Source organism: Pseudoalteromonas sp. UG3-2, from assembly GCF_037120705.1.
Classification (GTDB): Bacteria; Pseudomonadota; Gammaproteobacteria; order Enterobacterales; family Alteromonadaceae; genus Pseudoalteromonas.
Genome location: NZ_JAWLJU010000002.1, coordinates 27,106 through 51,236, shown reverse-complemented (window position 1 = coordinate 51,236; position 24,131 = coordinate 27,106). Strand labels below are relative to the sequence as shown.

At 45.2% G+C, this 24,131-nt stretch carries 17 protein-coding genes; 5 read left to right on the top strand and 12 right to left on the bottom strand.

Annotated features, from left to right (window positions below; all coding sequences use genetic code 11):
• Window positions 1–44: 44 nt before the first annotated feature.
• Both ptsP and rppH read right to left on the bottom strand, forming a co-directional pair.
• Window positions 45–2,333: a phosphoenolpyruvate--protein phosphotransferase gene (gene ptsP / locus R3P39_RS03510; protein ID WP_336565673.1), complete on the bottom strand. Its 2,289-nt coding sequence runs from the start codon at window positions 2,331–2,333 to the stop codon at window positions 45–47.
• Window positions 2,334–2,382: 49 nt separating this feature from the next.
• Window positions 2,383–2,910 carry an RNA pyrophosphohydrolase gene (rppH, locus tag R3P39_RS03505; RefSeq protein ID WP_336565672.1) on the bottom strand — a complete coding sequence of 176 codons (528 nt, stop codon included), beginning with the start codon at window positions 2,908–2,910 and terminating at the stop codon, window positions 2,383–2,385.
• A 443-nt stretch (window positions 2,911–3,353) separates the two neighbouring features.
• On the opposite strand from rppH, the gene mutH reads away from it, so the two are divergent.
• Window positions 3,354–4,028, top strand: a complete 675-nt coding sequence (gene mutH, locus R3P39_RS03500) for a DNA mismatch repair endonuclease MutH (protein ID WP_336565670.1) — start codon at window positions 3,354–3,356, stop codon at window positions 4,026–4,028.
• Between the two features lie 10 nt (window positions 4,029–4,038).
• Here the strand turns inward: mutH and R3P39_RS03495 are convergent, their stop codons facing one another.
• The 6 genes from R3P39_RS03495 to rlmD form a co-directional block, all read right to left on the bottom strand.
• Window positions 4,039–4,170 carry a hypothetical protein gene (locus tag R3P39_RS03495; protein ID WP_336565669.1) on the bottom strand — a complete coding sequence of 44 codons (132 nt, stop codon included), beginning with the start codon at window positions 4,168–4,170 and terminating at the stop codon, window positions 4,039–4,041.
• Between the two features lie 132 nt (window positions 4,171–4,302).
• Window positions 4,303–5,595, bottom strand: a complete 1,293-nt coding sequence (gene eno, locus R3P39_RS03490; protein ID WP_336565667.1) for a phosphopyruvate hydratase — start codon at window positions 5,593–5,595, stop codon at window positions 4,303–4,305.
• A gap of 430 nt (window positions 5,596–6,025) precedes the next feature.
• Window positions 6,026–7,660 carry a CTP synthase gene (locus tag R3P39_RS03485; RefSeq protein ID WP_336565665.1) on the bottom strand — a complete coding sequence of 545 codons (1,635 nt, stop codon included), beginning with the start codon at window positions 7,658–7,660 and terminating at the stop codon, window positions 6,026–6,028.
• A gap of 157 nt (window positions 7,661–7,817) precedes the next feature.
• Window positions 7,818–8,627 carry a nucleoside triphosphate pyrophosphohydrolase gene (gene mazG, locus R3P39_RS03480; RefSeq protein WP_336565663.1) on the bottom strand — a complete coding sequence of 270 codons (810 nt, stop codon included), beginning with the start codon at window positions 8,625–8,627 and terminating at the stop codon, window positions 7,818–7,820.
• Window positions 8,611–10,764, bottom strand: coding sequence for a GTP diphosphokinase (gene relA / locus R3P39_RS03475; protein ID WP_336565662.1), 2,154 nt, complete (start codon window positions 10,762–10,764; stop codon window positions 8,611–8,613). The genes mazG and relA overlap by 17 nt, the downstream gene beginning before the upstream one ends.
• 46 nt (window positions 10,765–10,810) lie before the next feature.
• Window positions 10,811–12,124, bottom strand: coding sequence for a 23S rRNA (uracil(1939)-C(5))-methyltransferase RlmD (gene rlmD / locus R3P39_RS03470; protein WP_336565660.1), 1,314 nt, complete (start codon window positions 12,122–12,124; stop codon window positions 10,811–10,813).
• Between the two features lie 77 nt (window positions 12,125–12,201).
• On the opposite strand from rlmD, the gene barA reads away from it, so the two are divergent.
• The 4 genes from barA (at window position 12,202) to R3P39_RS03450 (ending at window position 20,389) form a co-directional block, all read left to right on the top strand.
• The gene (gene barA / locus R3P39_RS03465) at window positions 12,202–14,961 is read left to right on the top strand and encodes a two-component sensor histidine kinase BarA (RefSeq protein ID WP_336569226.1); all 2,760 of its coding nucleotides are present in this window, start codon (window positions 12,202–12,204) and stop codon (window positions 14,959–14,961) included.
• 476 nt (window positions 14,962–15,437) lie between these two features.
• On the top strand, window positions 15,438–15,581 hold the full coding sequence (locus R3P39_RS03460) for a hypothetical protein (protein WP_336565658.1): 144 nt from the start codon (window positions 15,438–15,440) through the stop codon (window positions 15,579–15,581).
• A gap of 787 nt (window positions 15,582–16,368) precedes the next feature.
• Window positions 16,369–18,834, top strand: coding sequence for a TonB-dependent receptor (locus tag R3P39_RS03455; protein WP_336565656.1), 2,466 nt, complete (start codon window positions 16,369–16,371; stop codon window positions 18,832–18,834).
• 34 nt (window positions 18,835–18,868) lie between these two features.
• A complete protein-coding gene (locus R3P39_RS03450) occupies window positions 18,869–20,389 on the top strand; it encodes a tetratricopeptide repeat-containing sulfotransferase family protein (protein WP_336565655.1) in 1,521 nt (506 codons plus the stop codon).
• A 276-nt stretch (window positions 20,390–20,665) separates the two neighbouring features.
• Here the strand turns inward: R3P39_RS03450 and R3P39_RS03445 are convergent, their stop codons facing one another.
• The 4 genes from R3P39_RS03445 to R3P39_RS03430 form a co-directional block, all read right to left on the bottom strand.
• Complete coding sequence (locus tag R3P39_RS03445) at window positions 20,666–21,727, bottom strand: DUF4062 domain-containing protein (protein ID WP_336565654.1); 1,062 nt, start codon at window positions 21,725–21,727, stop codon at window positions 20,666–20,668.
• Between the two features lie 120 nt (window positions 21,728–21,847).
• Window positions 21,848–22,303, bottom strand: a complete 456-nt coding sequence (locus tag R3P39_RS03440) for a hypothetical protein (protein ID WP_336565651.1) — start codon at window positions 22,301–22,303, stop codon at window positions 21,848–21,850.
• The gene (locus R3P39_RS03435) at window positions 22,296–22,829 is read right to left on the bottom strand and encodes a type II toxin-antitoxin system MqsA family antitoxin (RefSeq protein WP_336565650.1); all 534 of its coding nucleotides are present in this window, start codon (window positions 22,827–22,829) and stop codon (window positions 22,296–22,298) included. The genes R3P39_RS03440 and R3P39_RS03435 overlap by 8 nt, the downstream gene beginning before the upstream one ends.
• A 16-nt stretch (window positions 22,830–22,845) precedes the next feature.
• The gene (locus tag R3P39_RS03430; RefSeq protein WP_336565648.1) at window positions 22,846–23,163 is read right to left on the bottom strand and encodes a type II toxin-antitoxin system MqsR family toxin; all 318 of its coding nucleotides are present in this window, start codon (window positions 23,161–23,163) and stop codon (window positions 22,846–22,848) included.
• Between the last annotated feature and the right edge of the window lie 968 nt (window positions 23,164–24,131).

Genomic DNA, 24,131 nt, shown 5'->3' with positions numbered 1-24,131 from the left:
CAAGCTCTTCTTTTTATAGCGCCGCTATGGTAGCGCAAATGTCGCTAAGACGCACCCTTTGCTTGATGACTGGTGTAAAGCAGCTCACCGAATTGATGCGCTATCATAAACTCTTTTATCACCCTTCGTACTTGCTTTGTGGACGGTTGAGCTAAACACTGTTCAAGTAAGGCTTCCATGTCCGTCACTCGTAGCCGCCTCAGCACCCACTTGACTTTATTTAGCGAAGAAATATTCATACTTAAGCGGCGATAGCCCATGGCAATTAGTAGAATTGCCCCTTCAGGCTCACCACCGAGCTCACCACAGAGGCTAAAGGGAAGCTCATGCTTTTCACATTGCCGCGCAATGTCGTTTAACACTCTAAGTACACTGGGGTGGTAAGGATCGAATAAGTCGGCAACTTGGGCGTTGGTTCTATCCACCGCCAGCAGGTATTGCGTTAAATCGTTACTGCCCACCGAGCAAAAATCGACTTTCTTAGACCACTCAGGCAGCAAGTACACGCTGGATGGCACTTCTAGCATTACCCCAACCTCTGGACGGTCTATGGTGTAAAAAGGGTCTGCCCACTCATCTTGCAGCTCAAAGCAGGCTTGATCAACCAAGGCCAACGCTTCATCGATTTCTTCACTGTGACCGACCATGGGCAGCATAACGCGCAGATTCCCCAACCCCGCATTGGCTTTGATCATGGCTTTAACCTGGTCGAGAAACAGCTCAGGATGATCTAACGACACCCGGATCCCTCGCCAGCCTAAAAACGGATTCTCTTCTTTGATATCAAAATAATCCAGCACCTTATCGCCACCGATGTCTAAGGTACGCATGATCACCGGCTCAGGGTGGTAGCGAGTTAGCACTTCGCGATACCATTGCTCTTGCTCGGCTTGAGTAGGAAATTGGCCTTTTTGCATAAACCAAGATTCAGTACGATATAATCCCACACCATCAAAATATTTCGCGCCGATGGTCTCAGTGGATAAATCAAGGCCGGCATTGAGCAGCAGTTTTATCCGTTCACCATCAAGCGTTACTGGTGGCAGGTCGTGCTCGGCTTCAAATTTATCATGAAGAATATTGTCTTTGTGTTTAATTTCAATGTATTCATTCACCAGCACTTGCGAGGGAGAAATATATAAGCGTCCGGCGTAGGCGTCTAAAATGACTTCTTTGCCATCAAACTGTAACAAGGGAATATTTTCAATGCCCCAAATCGCCGGGACGCCCATCGCTCGAGTTAAAATAGAAGCATGGGAGTTTGCCGAGCCATGCACGCTCACCACCCCTTTTAATTTGTCTTTGGGCACTTGGGCTAACATGGTCGGGGTTAATGTATGGGCAATTAAAATGGTGTCTTCAGGGTACTGTTTTACCGCTTGCTCAGTCGATACTAAATGATGCAGAACGCGCAAACCGATGTCATTGACATCCACAGCACGCTCTTTGATATAAGGGTCGTTCATGGCATTGAACTGTGCCACTAGGTTATCAATCACTCGCTTTAACGCGGTTTTGGCATTCCACCCCTGTTTAATTTCACTTTCCACCTGTTGCCCTAAGCTTTTGGCATCGAGTAACTGCTGGTAAACCTCAAATACCGCAATGGCTTCTTTAGGTATATCATCACTGAGGGTTTTGGCTAAAATATGAAACTCTTGTCGCGTGGCAGCCACGGCTTGATGGAATAACTGCAACTGCTGTTGCGTTTGCTCGGAACGCTCGGGCTCAATACTGGCAAAACTGATATTAGGCAGCACCACATAGCCCTGCCCCAGCGCAATCCCCGGGGCACTGGCCACCCCCTTTAATACCGAGGTGCGATGGCTGCTAGCATCTTCTTGTAATAACGTTTGTATTTCGGTATTGGCCAACTGCGATGCCAATTGCGCTGATAAGGTAATTAAGAACGATTCTTCGTCATGACTGAAAACGCGCGCCACCTTTTGCTGTACCACAATAACACCAAGCACTTTACGCTGATGCACTACGGGCACTGATAAAAACGCGTTAAACCCTTCTTCATTCACTTCTGGGGATAGTTTAAATCTGGGGTGGGATTGGGCATGGGCAATGTTGATTGGCTCTTCGCGCTGGGCCACCAAGCCCACCAGGCCTTCCGTAAAACCGATGCGAAACTGACCAATGGCATCGCGGTTGAGGCCATTGGTGGCCATTAGTATAAAGTTATCTTGGCTGTAGTCCGCAAAGTAAACTGAGCAGCACTCGGTGTGCATCGCGTCTTTCACCATAGTGACAAAGCAATCTAGCGCACTTTGCAAATCACTTTGCTGCGCCACCGATTCGGCGATTGCTCTTAACGTTGCTAACACATGCTGCTCCTTGAAGTTATACCAATTCGCTTAATTAAGTGGATTGGTATTATCGTCTATTGCGCCAATGCTCCCGCTGACCTTGATGATGTTCACGCTTACCAAATGGCATGGCAAATGGCGCAAACTCTTTCATCACGCGGCGATAAACATCGCGTTTAAACGACACTACTTGGCGCACGGGATACCAATAACTCACCCAACGCCAATCATCAAACTCAGGGTGGTGGGTATGTAATAAATCTACATCTTCATCTTTACACCTAAGTTTCAACAAAAACCATTTTTGTTTTTGGCCAATACAGACGGGACTGGAATCACGTCGGATCAACCTTTTTGGTAGTTTATAACGCAACCAATGCTTGGAACTTGCTACAATTTCAACATCTTCTGGCCTAAGACCCACTTCTTCATGAAGTTCACGATACATCGTCTGCTCAGGTGTTTCCCCTTGATCTATTCCGCCTTGAGGAAATTGCCAAGAGTGTTGTCCGTAACGACGGGCCCAAAATACCTGCCCCTGATTATTACAAATCACTATTCCGACATTGGCACGAAACCCTTCGGCATCAATCACCTTAGTGCCTCATTTGTAAGTCGATTTTTAATGATTGTTCCACAACTCCAGCGACACGGCAAATTTAATTCCATTCTATGCCCAAATATTCGTCGGCTATCCGCAACTTACTCACAGCTTGTGCATAAAGTTAGAAATATGCGTATATTTTACGAACAAATCCACAATGGGAGAAAATAAAAGCCAATTTCTCCACAGATTCTGTGGGTAATTATGTTTATAGTCTTGTATTTATCCAAAGGGCAATAATTTCCAGCCCGATATAACGCCATCAAAAAAAGAAATAAGCTCTTTAATTTCAACCAGATAAGAAAAACCCAGTAACGGTTAGTAAGTAATAACTTGAGACCAAACACAAAATGCGCACAAATCAACCACCTTACACCAGACTAATTTATGCCTTATAATGGCCACTTAACTCAATATCGCCATAGGAGCTTGCCTTGTTACCGCCATCGCCACCCAAAACCATCAGCGAGTTAATGCAACGGGTTAATCGTATTGCTGGCTTAACGTTAGGCGAATTGGCAAGCGAGTTGGCTTTTAAGACGCCGGAGCACTTACAAAAGGAAAAAGGCTGGGTAGGACAACTGCTTGAGGTGGCCCTTGGAGCAAGCGCAGGCTCAAAACCCGTCCCTGACTTTGAGCATATTGGTGTCGAGCTAAAAACCTTGCCAATCAGTTATCAAGGCAAACCCCTTGAAACCACTTATGTCTCAGTGGTGCCCCTCACGGGCCTGACGGGCCTGCGCTGGCAAGACTCCAGCGTTAAAAAAAAGCTCGCCCATGTACTCTGGCTGCCTATTCTGGCAGAGCGCGAGATAGCCGTTATCGATAGAACCATTGGTCAAGGCTTTTTGTGGCAGCCCTCGCCATTGCAAGCGCAGATGTTACAACGCGATTGGGAAGAGCAAATAGAGCTGATCGCCACAGGCCAGGTTGAGAGCATCAGCGGGCATCTCGGCGAAGTGATGCAAATTCGACCAAAAGCGGCCAATAGCAAAGCTCTCACCGATGCCATTGGCCCCAATGGTAAGATTATCCAAACCCTGCCACGGGGCTTTTATCTCAAAACCAACTTTACCCAAGCTATTTTAGCTCAAGAGTTTTCTCACTAAAGGTCTGCCACTAACCAATGATTTCGGGGTGGTTGTAGGGTGAGTCTGGTGCCATGACTTCGCCAGTAATAGGGTCTACGCCGCGTGCTAAGGCCTCGACAATGGCCATTGCATTGACATTATCCATAATGATGTTACTCACGTTTCCTTGTTAATAAATGCTGTGTATTAGAATATCAAAGTGTAGATTATCGCTGTGAGGATCGCGAAAATTGCAGGCAAAAAAAAGCCAGTGCGTTAACACTGGCTGTTCATATTTCTCAACAAATGGTCATTACTGACCTTTAATTTCGCTACGACCTTTGTACACAGCCTTTTCACCCAGTGCTTCTTCGATGCGCAGTAGCTGGTTGTACTTAGCCACACGGTCAGAGCGGCACAGTGAGCCGGTTTTGATCTGGCCAGCTGCAGTACCTACAGCAAGATCCGCAATGGTGGCGTCTTCCGTTTCACCTGAACGGTGTGAGATAACGGCTGTAAAACCTGCGTCTTGCGCCATCTTGATGGCATCTAATGTCTCAGACAAAGAACCGATCTGGTTAAACTTAATTAAGATAGAGTTGCCGATTTTTTCTTCGATACCACGAGTTAAGATCTTGGTGTTGGTCACAAACAAGTCGTCACCTACTAACTGTACTTTGTCACCAATTTTATCGGTTAAGATCTTCCAGCCGTCCCAGTCACTTTCGTCTAAGCCGTCTTCAATAGAGACGATTGGGTAGCGCGCAGCTAGGTCAGCAAGGAAGCCTGCAAAACCTTCAGAATCAAATGCTTTACCTTCACCTTTGAGGTCGTATTTGCCATCCACGTAGAATTCAGACGCAGCACAGTCAAGCGCGAGCGTCACGTCTTTATTCATTTCATACCCTGCTGCAGAAACCGCTTCAACGATCACCTCTAGGGCTTCTTCATTTGATTTAAGATCAGGGGCAAAACCACCTTCATCACCTACAGCAGTATTTAGGCCACGTGCTTTAAGTACTTTTTTCAAGCTGTGGAAAATTTCTGCGCCCATGCGCAGGGCTTCGCGGAAGCTTGACGCGCCCACAGGCTGTACCATGAACTCTTGAATATCGACGTTGTTATCCGCGTGCTCACCACCATTTAGGATATTCATCATGGGTACTGGCATAGAGTAGTTACCCGCAGTGCCATTGATGTCTGCAATGTGCTCATACAAAGCAACGCCTTTGTCTTGTGCAGCAGCTTTTGCCGTAGCAAGAGACACGGCTAAAATGGCATTGGCACCTAGTTTTTCTTTGTTTTCTGTGCCATCAAGGTCTAGCATGACATTATCTACCGCACGCTGCTCAAGTGCGTTTTGGCCTTCAAGTGCTGCCGCGATTTCGTTATTAATGAAGTTTACCGCAGTTAAAACACCTTTTCCTAAGTAACGAGACTTATCACCATCACGTAACTCAAGCGCTTCACGGGTTCCCGTAGAGGCACCTGATGGCGCACATGCGCGGCCCCATGCACCTGACTCTAGGTGAACATCCGCTTCTACAGTTGGGTTACCGCGTGAGTCCATAACTTCACGGCCAATCACTTTAACGATTTTTGACATCTTGATTCCTCTTATTCCCAAAGTGGTGTGTATTGCGCTGCGTTGTTGCAGGCGAAACGATTTAATAGCAATTGCGTTTTACAATTGCGCTAAAGTTTGCCCTATCTTAGGCATCTGGCAAAGTGAAGAATTTACACGTCACACTGCCTTATTAACTTGGTCAGTACTCAACTTAGCAATAAACACTGGCTTAACCCGAGAGTGAATGCCTATTGCTAAATGGCCTAATACCAATCCGCATTAATACTTGTTCAATTTGAGGGAGCTAATTCGACGCTAACTGCGTTAAAAATTTCTCATTTAGAACAACTAAATAGCAAAATTTTTGCCTTGTTATCGACAGAATTTTCTTACCTCAAATAGACCACTTAATTAAGCGACTTGGTATAATAAGCCACAAAAAAGCCGTGCAAGAGCACGGCTTTTTCGCTTATGAAGACGCTTTTTGGTGGCTGTAAGCCGCTGCTACAAAGCCTTCAAATAGCGGATGTCCATCTCTTGGTGTTGAAGTGAACTCAGGGTGGAACTGAGCTGCAATAAACCAAGGATGATCTTTGTTTTCAATGATTTCAACCAACTTCTTATCTTCAGATAAACCAGTGAAAGCCAGTCCTGCTTTCTCTAGCTCTGGAACAAAGTTGTTATTCACTTCATAACGGTGACGGTGACGCTCAACAATTTCGGCACTGCCGTACACTTCACGTACTTTTGAGCCTTCTTTCAGATGGCAAAGTTGTGCGCCTAAACGCATAGTGCCACCCAGGTCAGAGTCATGATCACGCACTTCAATTTTGCCGTCAGCATCCAACCACTCGGTAATTAAGCCTACTACTGGGTTTGGACTTTCTAAGTCAAACTCGGTTGAGTTAGCATCAGTTAAGCCAGCCACATTACGAGCGTATTCAATGAGTGCTACCTGCATGCCTAAACAAATACCTAGGTAAGGGATCTTGTTTTCACGAGCATATTTGGCCGCTAGAATTTTACCTTCAACACCACGGTTACCAAAGCCACCTGGCACTAAGATAGCATCAAGGTGCTCTAATAATTCCGTGCCCTTGCTTTCAATATCTTGCGAGTCAACGTACTCAATGTTCACCGTTACACGGTTTTTAAGGCCGGCATGCTTTAACGCCTCGTTGACTGACTTGTACGCGTCTGGCAATTCAATGTATTTACCAACCATACCAATAGTCACTTCACCAGTAGGGTTCGACTCTTGATATAATACCTGCTCCCACTCAGACAAGTCCGCTTCTGGACACTCTAAGTAGAAACGACGACAAATAATGTTGTCTAATTCTTGTGATTTCAGTAGCGCTGGGATCTTGTAGATACTGTCAACGTCTTGCAGCGAAATAACTGCTTTTTCTTCTACGTTGGTGAACAACGCAATTTTAGCGCGCTCGTTGGCTGGTAATTTGCGATCAGAGCGGCAAATCAAAATGTCAGGCTGAATACCAATTGAGCGCAACTCTTTTACTGAGTGTTGCGTTGGCTTGGTTTTCACTTCACCGGCTGGGCCTAAGAATGGCACTAGCGTTAAGTGCATAAACAAGGCGGCTTCACGGCCAAGCTCTGTACCTAACTGACGAATGGCTTCTAGGAAAGGTTGCGATTCGATATCACCGACAGTGCCGCCGATTTCAACGATGGCCACATCATGACCTTCCGCACCATCTAGTACGCGGCGCTTAATGTCGTTGGTAATATGCGGGATCACCTGAATGGTCGCGCCTAAGTACTCGCCCTTACGCTCTTTGCGTAATACATCTTCAAACACTCGACCTTGCGTAAAGTTGTTACGCTTGGTCATTTTGGTACGAATAAAGCGCTCATAGTGACCTAAGTCTAGATCGGTTTCTGCGCCGTCTTCGGTAACAAATACTTCACCGTGCTGGATAGGGCTCATGGTCCCAGGGTCAACATTGATGTAAGGATCCAGCTTTAAAATGGTTACCTTTAAGCCACGTGCTTCTAAAATAGCGGCTAAAGAAGCAGCTGCAATACCTTTACCCAAGGAGGATACGACTCCGCCCGTTACGAAGATAAATTTTGTACTCATGCGAACCCTAGAAATATCAGGAAAATTGGAATTTAAATAAGAATCAAGACGGGGCGATAGTATAGCAAAGCACAGCGTGCCATTCCAGATAAAAATAGCCACCGTGACCGATTATCCGCGTCAATTTCATCCTACCCTGTTCACCAGACGTTGGCAGTTATGCCCGCTGTCGTCGCTTAACCTCTTCCCACGCGGCATCCATTTGTTCTAACGATGCCTCTTCTAGAGTGAGTGATGATTCACTTAGTATGGCGGCAATCTCAACAAAACGGCCCTTAAATTTGTCGTTGGCTTGGCGCAACAATTGCTCTGGGTCGCGTTTAATATGCCGCGCGACGTTCACCGTGGCAAACAGCAAATCCCCCACCTCTTCGGCACTGTGCTCAGAGTGAGGGTCTTCAGCCAAGGCCTCAGTTACTTCTGTCACTTCCTCCTGCACCTTTGCCAAGGCTCCGTGATAACTGGGCCAATCAAAACCCAGTTTCGCGGCTTCTTTTTGGGTCTTATAGGCTTTCGATAATGCCGGCAATGACTTAGGTATGTTTGCGGCAAAGCCAGCAGCGGCTTGACCGCGTTTCTCCTGTGCCTTAATGGCTTGCCACTGCGCTTCAAGCTCAGCTTCACTAAGCTGTTGTTGCTGCTCGAATACATGAGGATGGCGGCGGACCAACTTGTCATTTAATGTGGCGACAATGTCGTCAAAGTCAAACAGCCCCTGCTCTTTGCCCAGCTGGGCATAAAACACCACCTGAAACAGCAAATCGCCAAGCTCTTCTTTTAAGTGGTTGTAATCCTGCTTTTCTATGGTGTCTGCCACTTCGTGGGCTTCTTCTAGAGTATGAGGCACAATCGACTGAAAGGTCTGCTTTTTATCCCAATCACAGCCACGCTCTGGGTCGCGCAGTTGTGCCATAATCGCCAACAGCTGCGTAACCCCTTGACGCTCTGCATTATTGTCGTTTGGCATCAAACACCCCATCAATTTGCATCAGCTTAGTCACTAGCCGGTTCATGGCCGATAAGTCATCCACCTCCACTTTCATGGTAAACACCGCCACGTTTTTATCATCTTGGGTTTGCACATTCATGTTGAGAACATTGACCTTTTCATTGGCCAACACCGAGCTAATGTCGCGGATAAGCCCTTGACGATCATGGGCTTCAATCTTTAAGGTGATGGCATAAGAGGCTTTAACATCGTCAGACCAACTCACCGCGATTTCACGCTCAGGGTGCTTTTCTGTAATGTGAGCAAAAGCGTCACAGTCGGCGCGGTGCACCGCAATTCCTCGACCCTGGGTGATGTAACCACAAATGTCATCGCCAGGCACTGGCTGACAGCACTTTGCCATATGGCTCATTAGACTGCCAACACCATCCACGATGACCGCGTTTTTATCTGCACGGTTTCGTTTTGGCGTGGCAATTTTAAGCTTAGGCGTTTCTTCTGGCTTATCTTGAACATAGTTCAAAAACTGATTAATACGGACATCGCCTGCGCCAATGGCCACCATCAAGTCGTCCAATTCTTTAAAATTAAAACGCGCAATGGCCGGTTCAAGATCTTTGTAAGTAATATCCAGTTTTTGAATATGGCCATCCAAGATCTCTTTACCAGCTTGGAGGTTTTTGTCGCGGTCTTGTTGTTTAAACCAATGGTGTATTTTGCTGCGCGCACGGGATGAGTGAATATACCCCAATGACGGGTTTAACCAATCTCGGCTCGGCGAGGCATTTTTCTGGGTTAATATTTCCACTTGATCGCCAGTGCGCAGGTTGTAGGTGAAGGGCACAATTTTGCCAAACACCTTAGCGCCAATGCAGCGATGGCCAACATTGGAGTGAATATAATAGGCAAAGTCCAGTGGTGTGGAGCCCATGGGCAAATCAAAAATATCGCCTTTCGGGGTAAACACATAAACGCGGTCTTCCACCACTTGGTTCTTTAATTCGTCAGCGATTTCACTGCCATCAACCACTTCTTCTTGCCACTGCAACAGTTTGCGCAGCCAGCTGATCTTTTGTTCATACCCCGAGTTCCGGCCAGGTAAAGCGCCTTCTTTGTACATCCAGTGTGCTGCCACCCCAAGCTCGGCATCTTGATGCATGGCTTCGGTGCGGATCTGGATCTCTACCGTTTTACCTTCGGGCCCAAACACCACCGTATGGATAGACTGATAGCCGTTTTGCTTTGGTGTAGCAATGTAGTCATCAAACTCCTTGTTCAGGTGGCGCCAGCTGGTGTGGACGATGCCAAGGGCGGCATAACAATCTTGAATTTCATCCACCACCACGCGCATGGCACGAATATCAAAGAGCTGTTCAAATTCGTAGCGCTTTTGCACCATCTTTTTGTAAATACTGAAAATATGCTTGGGACGGCCATACACTTGTGCATTGATCCCAGCATCGGCTAGTTTTTGCGATACCAAGTTAACCATATTTTCCATGTAGGCTTCGCGGTCTAGACGCTTATCAGCGAGCTTTTTGGCAATGGATTTATAGGTGTCTGGGTGCAAATAACGAAATGACAGATCTTCCAGTTCCCACTTCAGTTGCCCGATCCCTAACCGGTTGGCAAGTGGAGCAAAAATATTCGCAGCGGCTTTGGCCGCTACCACCCGCTCCTCTTCTGAGGCTTTTTTTACCGCACGTAAGTGGCAAATTTGCTCGGCCAGCTTAATCACCACCGCCCGGACATCTTCGACCATGGCCAGCAGCATGCGCCGCACGTTGTCGACTTGCACTTTGCCAGAGCCCTGATGGGCCAAGGTGCTGATGGTTTCCATCTTTTCCACCCCTTGCAACAACAAAGCAATATTGTTGCCAAGCTCAGCTTCCACTTGCTCCATACTCAATAATTCAGCAACAAAATAAGGAGTGAGAAAGGCCGTTGCCAGAGACTCACTGTCAAAATTAAGCTCGGCCAAAATCTCAACCATCTCAATCGCTTGGTTGAGATGTTCAGTAGAATCCTCAGCAGGACACAGGGTATAGGCTCGCTGTAACCATTCACGCTGGTCTTGAGACAAGTTTAAAATCGCTAACCGCGCATCAAACTCCATGGGTAATGTGGTCTGATGCGACTGCCTAGTAGCAACCATGTTGTAATACCTCCTTCGGGATTCTGTCCTGTGCAATGCCGTGTGTTTATTGCCTTACAAACAATGCCATGGTTTCAATATGGCCGGTATGAACAAACATATTCATCAAGCCAATTTTATCCAATGTAAACCCAGCCTCAGCAATGATGCGGCTGTCTCTGGCTAAGGTGACAGGATCGCAAGAAACATACAAGATGCGCTTAAACTGCGTTAATGGCAGCTGCTGTAAAACCTCTAATGCCCCTGGTCTGGATGGGTCGAGCACCAGTACGTCTAAGTCAGGAGCAAACCATGGCGCGTCACTGAGCGACTGAGTTAAATCAAAGCAATGAAAGCTAGCATTGTCGATTTGATTAGTGTGCGCATTTTGCTGAGCCATTGCAACCGATTGCGCTTCCCCTTCGACCCCGACCACGCTGTTTGCCTGTTTTGCCAGCACCAAAGAGAAGTTGCCCACCCCACAAAAGAGGTCTAACACCTTGTCGTGTTCGCCAAGCGCTAACCAGTCAAGGCTTTGTGACAACATGGCGTTATTCACGCCCGGGTTCACCTGAATAAAGTTAGAGAGTTTGAACTCTAAGCTTAGTTCAAATTCAGGCAAGCGATATTGCGGTAATACGGCATACTCGGGCGCATCTGAGCCGTTATCAAACAATAGCTGGTAATCGACTAGCTGTTGCTGCAAAACGGCAATAAACGAAGCTGACAGTGTTTTGGTATGACGAAACAGCACATAATTATGGTTGTCTGCTTGGCATAGTTGAATGTGGCTGATGGCGCTAAATTCGCGCTCATTGGCCGCCAATTGCTGTAGTACTTCGAACAAGCTATCAAACGGAGCAACTAATACCGGGCAGTGGTCAATGGCAACAATGTGTTTTGATTGTTTGGCACGAAAACCCAATTTCACTTGCTTGCTCTGTTTATCGTAAATACAGGCAATCCGAGCACTGCGACGATAATGCTTAGGCGGTGAGGTGATGGGCTCTTGCCATGGTAACGACTCAATGCCAGCGAAGCGCTGAAATAATTTACTGACCGCCAATTGTTTGCTGTTAAGTTGCGCCGCCACCTCTTGGTGTTGTAAGCCACAACCACCACACTGTTGGTAGTGTTGACAAAATGGCTCAACGCGCTCGGGAGCCGCTTGCACCACCTTGGTTAAACGCGCCTCCATTAACTTCGCTTTAGCCTGCGTCACCTCAGCCTTAACGCGCTCCGAGGTCAATGCGCCAGTGACAAAACAGACTTTGCCATTGACCCGGCCTACACCGCGGCCTTGGTGATCCATCGAATCGATTGTGAGCTCAAGGTGTTTAGCTGGCTTCGTGGCGCGCTTAGCACGAAAAATCTGTGCCATTGGACTCCCCATATGTTTGCTTATCACGCGAGTAAAAGATAATCTTAGTGACAGATTTTTCTGCACTTTTTAACTTTATGACGAAATTAAACCTGCGCGACAGTATTTTATTACTGACATTATTACCAACCTTGCTGGTTGGTTTGCTACTAGGCGGTTATTTTACTATAAATCGTTACGTAGAGCTTGAGGAAATTCTCGTCAGCCAAGGAAATCGAATTGCGGAATCATTGGCAATGTCAGCAGAATACCCCATTGAGAAACAGGACAAAGCCCATTTACATCGCATTTTAAGCCAAGCGCATAATAAACATGCGCCTTTAGTAAGAAGTATTGCCCTTTTCGACACCGAAAATCAGCTATTGCTCACCAGTAACTTCCATAATCAATTTGATAAATTGCATTATTTTGGCGAGGTTGCCGAGCTGCATGCTACGCAAGTGGCGAGCTTAAAAGACACGTTTGTCTTTTATACACCAGTTAAAAACCATTTAGCAGAAAAAAGCGACTGGCACAGTGCAGAGCCAGAAACGTTAGCGGTGTTAGTGGTTGAAATAAGTAAAGACCAAGCGCTTATCTCACAACAGCGAGCGCTTATTTTTAGTGCCATTGTGATCTTCTGCGCCTTTGTTTTAAGCATTTTCTTGGCCATGCGCCTCTCGCGCATGCTTACCAAACCCATTGCGCGATTAATCCTCGCCACCGACAAGCTCAACGAAGGCAAACAAGATACCGCCATCAGTGAACCCATGCATGGCGAGTTTGAGCTACTGCGTCAGGGATTAATTGTGATTGGCAAAAAAATGGCGAGCCAAAAAGATGAAATGCAAAAACACATTGATCAGGCCACCAGCGATTACCGTGAAACCTTAGAGCAGTACGAAACCCAAAATATTCAGCTCAACATTGCTAAAAAAGAAGCACAAGACGCCAACCGCGTAAAATCGGATTTCTTGGCTAAAATGAGTCATGAGCTGCGAACGCCTCTTAATGGCGTTATTGGCTTTACCCGACAGCTCTACAAAACCCCATTGAACAAGCACCAAAAAGACTACCTCGATACCATTGAGCTGTCGGCCAACAGCTTATTGACGATTATCAGTGATATTCTTGATTTCTCGAAGTTAGAGGCCGGCGCCATGGAACTGGAAAACATTCAGTTTGAGCTGCGTGATGCCGTCAATGAGGTGATGACCCTACTGGCGCCTACCGCCCATGATAAGCAGCTGGAGTTTTCTATCTCGGTTAACCCTCATGTACCAGATAACTTGATTGGTGACCCCACGCGTTTTAAGCAAGTACTTACCAACCTCATTAGTAACGCGATTAAATTTACCGAAAAAGGTTCCGTCAAGGTCGACATCAATCACCGCCTAGTGGACGAAACCCAATCGTCATTGTTGGTGTCTATCAGTGATACTGGGGTGGGTATTGCCCAAGACAAACAAGACACCTTGTTCACCCCATTTGCTCAAGCCGATACCAGCATTACCCGCAAATTTGGCGGCACAGGCCTGGGTCTGATAATCACCAAGCACATTGTTGAAGCCATGCAAGGGCGTATCACACTCAACTCAGCGCCGGGCAACGGCACCTGCTTTTCGTTTAACGCGGTATTTGCCTTACCTAACCGTTTATACAACGATGATTTGCCCATCAAACCACTGGAAAACAAACGCGTACTGTATTTTGAGCCACAAGAGCACACCCATTTTGCCGTGCTCGCGCAGTTACAGCAGTGGGATATGCAAGTTAGCCGTTGTTTAAGTGAAGAGGAGTTTTTCAGCGCGCTAAGCAAGGATTTTAATTATGATATTTGTTTAATTGGCTCGATGGCCAGTGTCGACCAAATGCAAACCGTAAAAAGCTACATTAAGCAGGCACGCAGCAGTGCTGATTACCTCTATTTAATGGTCAATACGGTGTCACATAACATGCGCGAAGCATTAATTGGCAGTGGTGCTGATGCTTGCTTAAGTAAACCACTTAACCACCGCAAGTTGTGTGAAATGCTGGCGGCTCCTTACCGTCTTGATCACCCAGACATGAGTGCTAATGAAGTAGAAGCCACCAGCCTGCCCCTTAAGGTATTGGTGACCGATGATAATGACGCCAACCTGAAACTGATTTGTACTTTGCTCGATGAGCAAGTAGAGGCCATTGATACAGCCCACAATGGTGCCCAAGCCGTGGGCTTATGTAAGTCGCGAAATTACGACTTAATTTTTATGGATATTCAAATGCCGATCATGGACGGGATCAGCGCCTGTAAAAGTATTCGCGAGTCGTCACTTAACGAAGATACCCCTATTATCGCCGTGACGGCTCATGCTCTGGCCGGGGAGAAAGAGCAATTATTAAAAGATGGTTTTAGTAATTATATGACCAAGCCCATCGACGAAGATATGCTCAAGCAAATTATTTGCGATCACAGTGAGTCTTCCCCCATTGCCCGGCACAAAAGCAATGCTAAAACACAGCACAGCGTGCCACCATTCGAAAGCCATATGCTCGACTGGCCGCTGGCGCTACAACGTGCCGGAAATAAACCCGATTTAGCGCTAGAAATGTTGAATATGCTGCTTACCAGCGCTGCAGAAACCTTAGAGCAAATTGAAACCGCCCATGAACAAAGCGATGTGCAAACACTGCTCAAGGTGATCCATAAATTCCATGGTGCCTGTTGCTATACTGGCGTGCCAACATTGAAAAAGTTAGCCGAGATCATTGAAACTGCCTTAAAGCAAAATAGGCCCATTAGCGATATTGAGCCTGAGCTATTTGATTTAATTGATGGTCTGGAGCGCTTGCAAGAAGATTCGCAGCCCTATGCTTAACAACAAGCTATAGCAAGGTAATGTCAAACCGAAAGTCTACTCCTTACACTGCTAATGTTTTACTGGACCAACGATGAGTAACCTGCCGCTGGGGTTAATATATAGTTTGCCGCTACTGCGTTTACATAAGCCCTATTCGAATAAAAACGATACGCTTTGAAAGGCTAAACAATTTCTTTTCTACTTTGTGCTTTTTCATCTCCATTACTTAGTCAGGGTTATGACGATAGGAGTAACCGTTGTATCTTTTTCGCTCTGCGAAATACTAACCCGCATTAATACTTGCTCAATTTTACGTAGAACAACTTACTTACAAAAATATAGAAATCTGGTATTTTTTACCTTAGTCTACTGCCGAAGCCTCTTGATAGTATCGTTTTTCGATAATGAGAAGCCTAAAACTTTCAGTGGATTAGCTGATCTTATACGCGCTAATGAGCGTCGCATTTATTTAATGATAAGAACTAAGGAAGTATATGCAATACAAACTACTTTATGGAGAAACCCCAAACGCTTTAGAAAAAGCTGTTAATAATTACCTTGAAGCCGGCTGGCAGCCACAAGGTGGTATCGCCTTTGAAATGGGCATGCTATATCAAGCTATGATTAAACCTGCTTAGTGAGCAACATTCGCCACATAAGCTCGCAATTTCTCCCCAAGCGTTGAGCATGTTAAATGGCATGCTCTCTATAACCTAGCCTCACAGGCAAGTGCTGAGGCTACATCTATACACCATAAAAGCTCAGTACTACCCGACTTCACTGATAAACCGCTTAAAATCGACATTTTCTTCACTCACGACTACACACCAAGAAAAACTTAAGGTAGAATCCCGCCAAACAGGAATATATATTCACCTCTAGTGAATATATATAGATAATAAAGCTCTTTTTACGCATAAAAAGTCAACAAAGCAAACTGCGGAACGGGTTTAAAAATAAGCGCATTAGCCAATTTACCTTTTTATGTACTCATTTTTAGGTCTTAACTTGAGCAATTAACTGCAACTAATAAGCAGGTAATTTGAATTTGTAAACAAAACTAGCAAAAGCATACTTTTTGCTTTTCTATGACCAGCGTAGTGATCACGGTGAGACCCAGTTATGAAATTAACAAACTTAACAATCCAGCTGTTTAAAACAGCAAAACGATGTTTATTCACACACCTCAAAGTGAATTTTTTATGCAATAGAGTACAAAATCCCCAAGACTTTTAAATAACCAACACTTTTTTATAATTTTTTTTTGCAAGAGCATTCACTTACTTTGGGTTTTAACCGGATAGTTAAACGCATTAGCCGCATAAACATTTCCGTCCCGATTTCAACCTCTTGTTAATCAATTCCTAACATGCTTTTGTATTACTACTCTAGCTTTGCTTTATCATCAAAATGGGAATAATAATAATGTCTCGATTTAAACCTAGTCTGTTGGCAAGCGCTATCGCCAGCACGTTTTTAATCAGTCCAATCAGTGCCTATGCCGAGTCGGCGCCAAAGGCAGAAAAATCAATTGAAGTGATTGAAGTAACCGCGACCCGTCGAAGCGGCTCGGCGCAAGAGGCGCCATTGAACATTACCGCTATGGACGCCGATGTCATGAAAGATCAGAACATTGCTCAGCTCGAAGACGTTGCACGCTGGGTGCCAGGTCTTACTATTACCGATCAAGGCGGCCGTGAAGGTTCGCCCATTATTGTGCGCGGTCTTAACACCAACTCCTCAGAGCGCGCCTCAGATAGTGGCACGGTTGCGACTTACCTCGGTGAGATCCCTCTTAACATCAATTTACGCTTAACCGACATTCAGCGCGTTGAAGTACTTATTGGCCCACAAGGCACGCTGTACGGTGCCGGTACACTTGGCGGTGCTATCCGCTACATGTTAAAGCAGCCAGTACTTGATATTACTGAAGGGCAAATTACCGGTGACGTATTTACTCTTTCAGAAAGCGATGGCACTGGCGGTGAGGCTGGATTGGTGTTTAACACTCCGTTGATCCAAGATGAATTGGCCGTACGCGCCAGCATTAATCATTACAGCAACCCTGGATACTTAGATTATAACTATGTGGTGCGCGAACCTGGCGTGTCTTTACCCGATCCCGATTGGAGCGACTCGGAGCAAGTATCGAGCAATTTAAAACAGGTGAAAGACGCCAACGATGAAGACATCACCACAGCAAGAATATCACTGCGCTGGGCCCCAACTTCTGCGTTTGAAGGGACGTTAAACTACTTTTATCAAAAGCAAGAGCATGGCGGTAACTCGATCACCCAGTACGGTAGCATCAGTGAACAAAACCCATTGCATGATCAAATTGGCAAATACGAATCGGCTTACCGAGTGGAAGAGCCAAACGAGCAAGAAGATACCTTGTTAAGCCTAGAGCTGAAAGCCGACTTGGACTTTGCCGAGCTAGTTTCTGCCTCGGGTTGGTCTAGCTACGACCAAGTAGGTCAACGAGACCAAACTGATTTGCTTTATGATATTTGGAGTGGGTACGCCAACTTCCCAGCGTTTGTGGGCTACACCAAAGACACCAGCGATCAAGATAGCTTCACCCAAGAGCTGCGCTTAGTATCTACTCACTCAGGCCCTTGGAATTGGATTGTGGGTGGCTACTACAATAAATTCGAGACCAAATCGGATGACCGCGAATACGCACCTGGGTTTGATAATTTCGACTATGGCAGTGATATTCCCAATATTGAGCCCGATCTAGAATACATCGCCCTTTCCGAGTCAGAAACCACTGAAAAAGCGTTATTTGGTGAGGTGGGTTATGCCTTTACAGAGCAGTTTAACGTGACCTTCGGTGCGCGTTTTTATGAGTACGACATTGAGTCGCAATCAGGCTCGGCTATCCCGCTTTACGATGTCTGGAGCGATATCCTTTACTCATCGGTTGACGATGTACCACTGGAGGCCACGTCAGCCAGTGACAATGGCAGCCTATTTAAGTTTAATGCCAGCTACACCTTCGACAATGGCATCGTTAGCTACTTTACCGTCAGCGAAGGGTTCCGTATTGGTGGCAGTAACGGCCTTGAATCTTGTCCGGAGCAACTGCCTGAGCAACAAATTGTCTGTGCACTACCCAATGAGTTGGCTTATGAACCAGACACCACCACCAACTATGAGCTGGGCCTGAAATCAACGTGGTTTAAAAACAAGTTGCACTTCAATGCCGCTATTTTTAACGTCGATTGGCAGGACGCGCAAATTCAAGCCACCACAGTAAATGGCCAAGAGATCATTACCGCCAATGCTGGTACGGCGCGCTCACAAGGGGTTGAGTTATCTACACGTGCCATTATCAATGATAACTGGACCCTTTACGCCACTTACTCTTACGCCAAAGCGGAACTAACTGAAGACGCGCCAGCGCTATTTGATGTCTTTAAAGCAGAAGACTACAGCGCTGCTGAAATTGCCTTGATGCAGCCTTACTATGATGGCAGCGATGGCGACCGCCTCCCTGGCGCTCCAGAGCACCAAGCCTCCATGGGAGTGAGTTATGAAACCGAAGTGTTTGGCGATAAGCTACTGAATATCAACTATGGTTTAACGGCACAAAGTGATGTTTACACCAAAGTAGGCTTAAAAGCCGATGGCGAGATTTTACCAGGCTATGCCCTCAGTAACCTATCTGCGAAAGTCGCTGGCGATATGTGGTCTGCCACTTTCTATGTTAATAACTTATTTGATAAGTACGCCTTTACTTCGACCCGCCGTGATAAGTCGTGGGCCGGAATGGCGCGCTTTGAAGATAAGAACCGAAACTTACCAGAACTGCAACGCGTATACGGTCATTACATCACCACCCCACGAACTGTGGGCGTAAAGTTTACCTACAACTTTGAACTTTGATATCCTCAGGGCAGTGTAAACTGCCCTTTATTTTATGAATTCATACACACAACACGTACAGCAGCTGTTACAAAAGCAGCAGATAAGCCAAGCTCATCAGCTTGTGGTGGAAAACTTGCAGCGCAATGGCGACGATCACCACAGTTGGTATTTGCTGGCTGAAATTAATAAAACAGCTGGTGATCTGGCAAAAGCACGGCAAATACTGCAAAAAGCCGCCGCCTTGGCACCTCTGCCTTTATACCTTACAGAGCTGGCCAAATGTTACTATCAGCTTGGCGCGCTGGATGAGTGCCAGCAAACCCTAGAGCAGCTGCAATACAATGATCTTGATGATGCAGTGGTGCTCGATACCTTAGGCAATTTACATACTCGCTTAGGCAACTACCCACAGGCCCATGAGCTCTATACTCGCGCCACAGCACTTGCTAACAACAACCCAGACATTTTGCTCAATGGTGCCATTAGTCACACCGTTATGGCGCAACCTGAACAAGCCGAACACCTGTTACAGCAAGCTTTAAGCGTGGCGCCCGATCATGTTAAAGCGCATTTAATGTTCGCCGAACAAAGCCCCGCCAGTGCAGCCGGTGATCATATAGAGCAATTACAAGCGCTACTCGACACCCCAAGACCGGCTACCGAGCAACAGCTTGTGTACCATGCCATGGCATTACAGTATGAAAAGTTAAAGCAGTACCAGCAGGCTTTTCAATGCTTCAAACAAAGCAAAAACGCCGTCGCTAGCAACATTCACTTTGCGGCAGATAAGCACCGAGCCTTTTGCCACTCGTTAATTACTCAAGCGCCCGAGCTAAACCAGTTAGCACACTCGGAGCAAGCGCCGATTTTTGTTATGGGTATGCCGCGCTCTGGCACCACCTTGGTGGATAAACTACTGCAACAAAGCCCTGAGGTGGCTTCGCTTGGAGAACTCAATGACTTGCCATTGGCCGTCAAGCATATTGCCGGCAATCAAGACCCAGCCGTGCTAAGCCCAGGTATTATGGCCGCCGCCGCAAAAGCGCCGCTCAACGGCCTTTATGAGCGTTACGCTCAAAGATATCAATCACTTAAAGGGCAGCATGCGCGAGGCTGCGATAAACAGCCATTTAACTTTTACTACATCGACTTTATTTTAGCCTGCTTCCCGAGCGCCAAAATCATCTTAATGCTGCGTGGTAAAGAAGACTGCTGTATCGCCAACTACCGCCAAGCGTACCAAGTGCAAAGCCCATTTCATCATTACGCGTTCTCACTGGACAATATCAAAGCCTTTTACGACGACTACGCCATGCTCGCCCCCCACTTTGCCAACAAATACCCAGCACAGGTCAAATTACAGCACTACGAACAACTGGTGAGCCGCAAAGCCCCCGAAGTGAAAGCCCTATACGATTTTTGTGACCTGCCATGGCAAGAAAACAGCTTGGAGTTTTACAACACGCCCCATGCCTGCGCCACCGCCAGCAAGCTGCAAATTCGCCAACCGCTCAATAGCAAATCCATCGGTTACTGGCGCAACTATCAAGCCCAGTGGCATTGTGGTGGATAATTAAAGGAAAAGTGAAACTGTAACCTCAAACCAACAGACATACAGTTGTTTATCAGACATACAGTTGTTTATCAGACATACAGTTGTTTATAGAAGTATGTCTGTTTTTAAGAAAAGAGTGCGGCTGAAGTTACTCAGAGCAAATAATTATGGCTTAAATAAGGTAGGCAAGGAGCAATGTGCTTAAATTGACCATGGAATTTATACCGCTCGGCTAAACGGCGCGAACGTAGTGAGCGTCCGGCGGAGTGAAACGGAGCGAATTTAAGCCGCTTGTTAGAATTCAATTTCCCCATACTTTTCATCTATTTCTTTTAAAGCAGACAACCTTTGTTCCTGTGTAGATTTTTTTATACCGCTCTCAAATAGATTTTGTAGCTCCTTGTTTTCTAGCGATTGAGAAAATGTTCGATGGCTATGAGTCCCAGCGCAGAAACTTAAAGCCTCTTTCTCGTCTGCATCGTCAGGAAAAAAGTCATATTCAAACAATCCTAATGCGACAAGGTACGAATACCAGGTGTGATCTTCAACTGGGACTGCGGCCATTCTCTCCACATCCATTTTGGTCGTGTCTAACGGATATGGTTCTTTTAAAGTCCAGTGAGGTCTAATCGACCTGTCGAAAAACTTCAATACGTCACTGTACGTGTCAATTGAATCAATTTCTTTTTGTGCCTCGGGTTCATTTGAAGATAGATAGAGGCTTTTAACTAAGTTTTCTAGCTTTTTGCCAGAAGAACTCAGCCCTTCAATTAGATGATTTGTCGCGTCAATTTGTGATTTCACTTCTCTCGACTTCAGCAAATCAAAGAACATACCCGCCCATTGCTTCCTCAAATGGCTTTCTATTTCTGAAAAACTTTCAAAACCCTCAAAGGCATTGTTGGTTGGTGACCTTCGAACGTCATCTATAAAAGAGAAAATATTCAAGGCATACTCTTGTTTCTCGATAGCAGGATACTCAATGTCAGAAGCAAATTCTTTTTTCTTATTTTGTTGATAAATATGATGATTTGAAAGAACACCTTTTCTTACATATGTAAAAACCGGAATTCCACTTTCCCTTGCTGCCAAGTACTCAGCATTAGTAATGGATTTTTTTCTATCCGCAACGTACTCGCCCCCAAATCGCCCTCCAATTACTAGAATAAAAAGCTGACAATTCGATATCTCGTGTATACATGATTCATGAGTATGTAATTCCGGGTGATAGAACACATCTCCATTCTCACTGAGTACAGCTTCAAATCCGAATGATTGAATAAAGCGTCTTAGTTGCTCTCGTATTTCACCCAGATCGAAACAGGTAGAGCTAACGAATACTTTTGGGGTTGCCATGTAACTTCCTTTTGGATTCTAACGCTTTGCTAATAGGAAATTACAAGGGTGCTATTTTTGCGTGTTTTTGCAAAAAGCGTGACCGTAGTAATTTTCCTTATTTAGCAACTTGTTAGGCATTTATTCAGATGCCGGTTTAAATAGAGAGATCATTGGGGTTGGTAGCTTCGCTTGTGCTGCAGATCTGAATGCATGTTCACGCCAAAATGGCCATACATTATGAACTACATTAAATTGCATAAACTCACTAATTGCTTCTTCTGATATGTCGGCTAATTGATGGTATTTCGCAATAAAACACGCCTCTATTTCGGCAAGAGTTTTAATTTCACTTCCTTCCTCTTCTTCAATGAACCTTAAACCAAACTCAACCTTGGCGTGGATTAATTTTGAATCATCTGATTCATCAGCTTTTTCGAGAAACTCAGCTTTAATGGATATTTTGTTTTGTTGAGCCATTTCATCAGGGTAACTATCAGCGCTGATCTCTTCAAAGCGAGTAATAGAAGTGGAATACAAATGTATATCAATTAATTCAAGTGATTTAATTGCCTGACTAATTAATTCTTTATCCATAAGAGACGTCCTTTGATACTTCTACAGATTTTACCGTTCTAAACATAGGTTGATTAGCAGCCTTATGTTTTGGATAAGGAATTACATTATTTTCATAGCTTAATTGAATTGAAGTCGTTTTAATTCCAGCTTCTTCTAATAGTTCGTTTAAAACAGATTGATGCTTTAAGCAAACACGGATTAACTTATCCATGGCTGCGCTTTGTGAAACTTCAGCTCTTTCATATTTTGAGAAAGCATTTTTCCCACCACCAAAAACAAGAGAAGCTTGTTCTTGAGTTAATCCTAATGAAGTTCTTGCATGATAAATTTCTGAAGAGGTCAAAAGACCATCTACACTTTTTTTAGCATCCCTAACTCGATAATCATTGTTCAAAATTTGTTGTTTCGACACAAATTCTCTTCCACAATCATTACAGATGGAATACTCCATTGATACAGATAAATCCGTACCTTTATAGGTGATAGTTTCCACATCATCTAATTGAACTATATTTTCAGATTTACATAATTTGCAATTGGTCATATCAACTCTCCTCAAGCTAATACTGAGGTAAATGGAAAGAAGCTAAATCAATAACTAAATAACCTTCGAGAAGACAGAACTTAACGTATAATTCGTCATATTCATCTTCCTCAGGATCTTTCTTATAGCGGCAAATATACTCATCATCTGGTGGTTGACTTTCATAAGAATGAGTTTTACGAAAGTCACTTGAACTGAGTTGACATATACATGCAGAAACATCTTGTATGCCATATCCTAAGTTAGCTATATCTCTACTAACTTTTCGCCCTCTATATTCAATATCTAGATTTTGAGCTGCTGCCTTTACCTGTCCTAAATCGTATTCAGCCACACACTCTCCATGTAACCATAATGGTTAGTTTAGCTGATATTAACATAATTGCACGGGATTGGAATAGCATTAAATGCCTAACAGTGTATTGGCGTGAACGCAGAAATATCTCTATGTATGAAATACTGGATAGTTTCACACCAAAGCAGTTTATTCTCAATAATAACAGTAATTTACCATCAAGCCTCTCAGTGCTCAAGTATTAGTCAGCTGGAGAAAGCGAGACCATAGATATTCGAGACAAAAAAAATGATTAAAGCGAGAGGTATGGCTAGTGATCTTGAGCGTCTTTGCTTCGGATAAACATCGATAAGTCAGTCGGCCACATGGGCTAGCGCTAAAAACCGTCACAAGGACAGCATTTTCAGCTCTATCAGAAATAAAGCAACAGCCAGCAGCGACGCCCTCCTCCCTCATCACACCCTCAAGTCAGCAGCCAATTAACTTATTTCGCGCAGGGAAGCGCGGAAAAGCATGTCAGGGCCATGGACGGCCCTTACATGCTGGTAACGTTAAAATTGGCTGCTGACTTGAGGACGATACCAGCTTGGCTTAATACATGCTCAATTCTGAGGGAGTAAATCTGCCACTAACTGCGTTAAAAGTTTTTTATTTGGCACCACCAAATTGCAAAATTTTTGCCTTGTTATTGACTAGATTTACTTGCCTCAGAATCGCCCCTTTAATTAAGCAAACTGGTATTAGTGTGATGCTGGGAGCGCCCTTTCTTTTGCTTACTTTTCTTTGGGCAAGCAAAGAAAAGTCAGTCGACGCCCATGGACGGGCGCCGAAACCCGTCACGAGGACAACCAAATCCAATACACTAAAGCTGCCTTTTTATAGTGAGTGTGATGCTGAGATTGCCCTTTCTCTTACTCACTATACTCAAGCATCGATGAGTCCATTGACCTTTATGGACGAACACCGAAACCCGTCACGAAAAAGTCCAATTAGGCATTTTCCCACAG

Bases quoted from the DNA above. Each gene is read 5' to 3' on its own strand.
- eno (WP_336565667.1), bottom strand. From the start codon at position 5,595: ATGTCAAAAATCGTTAAAGTGATTGGCCGTGAAGTTATGGACTCACGC.
- R3P39_RS03485 (WP_336565665.1), bottom strand. From the start codon at position 7,660: ATGAGTACAAAATTTATCTTCGTAACGGGCGGAGTCGTATCCTCCTTG.
- mazG (WP_336565663.1), bottom strand. From the start codon at position 8,627: ATGCCAAACGACAATAATGCAGAGCGTCAAGGGGTTACGCAGCTGTTG.
- relA (WP_336565662.1), bottom strand. From the start codon at position 10,764: ATGGTTGCTACTAGGCAGTCGCATCAGACCACATTACCCATGGAGTTT.
- rlmD (WP_336565660.1), bottom strand. From the start codon at position 12,124: ATGGCACAGATTTTTCGTGCTAAGCGCGCCACGAAGCCAGCTAAACAC.
- barA (WP_336569226.1), top strand. From the start codon at position 12,202: ATGACGAAATTAAACCTGCGCGACAGTATTTTATTACTGACATTATTA.
- R3P39_RS03460 (WP_336565658.1), top strand. From the start codon at position 15,438: ATGCAATACAAACTACTTTATGGAGAAACCCCAAACGCTTTAGAAAAA.
- R3P39_RS03455 (WP_336565656.1), top strand. From the start codon at position 16,369: ATGTCTCGATTTAAACCTAGTCTGTTGGCAAGCGCTATCGCCAGCACG.
- R3P39_RS03450 (WP_336565655.1), top strand. From the start codon at position 18,869: ATGAATTCATACACACAACACGTACAGCAGCTGTTACAAAAGCAGCAG.
- R3P39_RS03445 (WP_336565654.1), bottom strand. From the start codon at position 21,727: ATGGCAACCCCAAAAGTATTCGTTAGCTCTACCTGTTTCGATCTGGGT.
- R3P39_RS03440 (WP_336565651.1), bottom strand. From the start codon at position 22,303: ATGGATAAAGAATTAATTAGTCAGGCAATTAAATCACTTGAATTAATT.
- R3P39_RS03435 (WP_336565650.1), bottom strand. From the start codon at position 22,829: ATGACCAATTGCAAATTATGTAAATCTGAAAATATAGTTCAATTAGAT.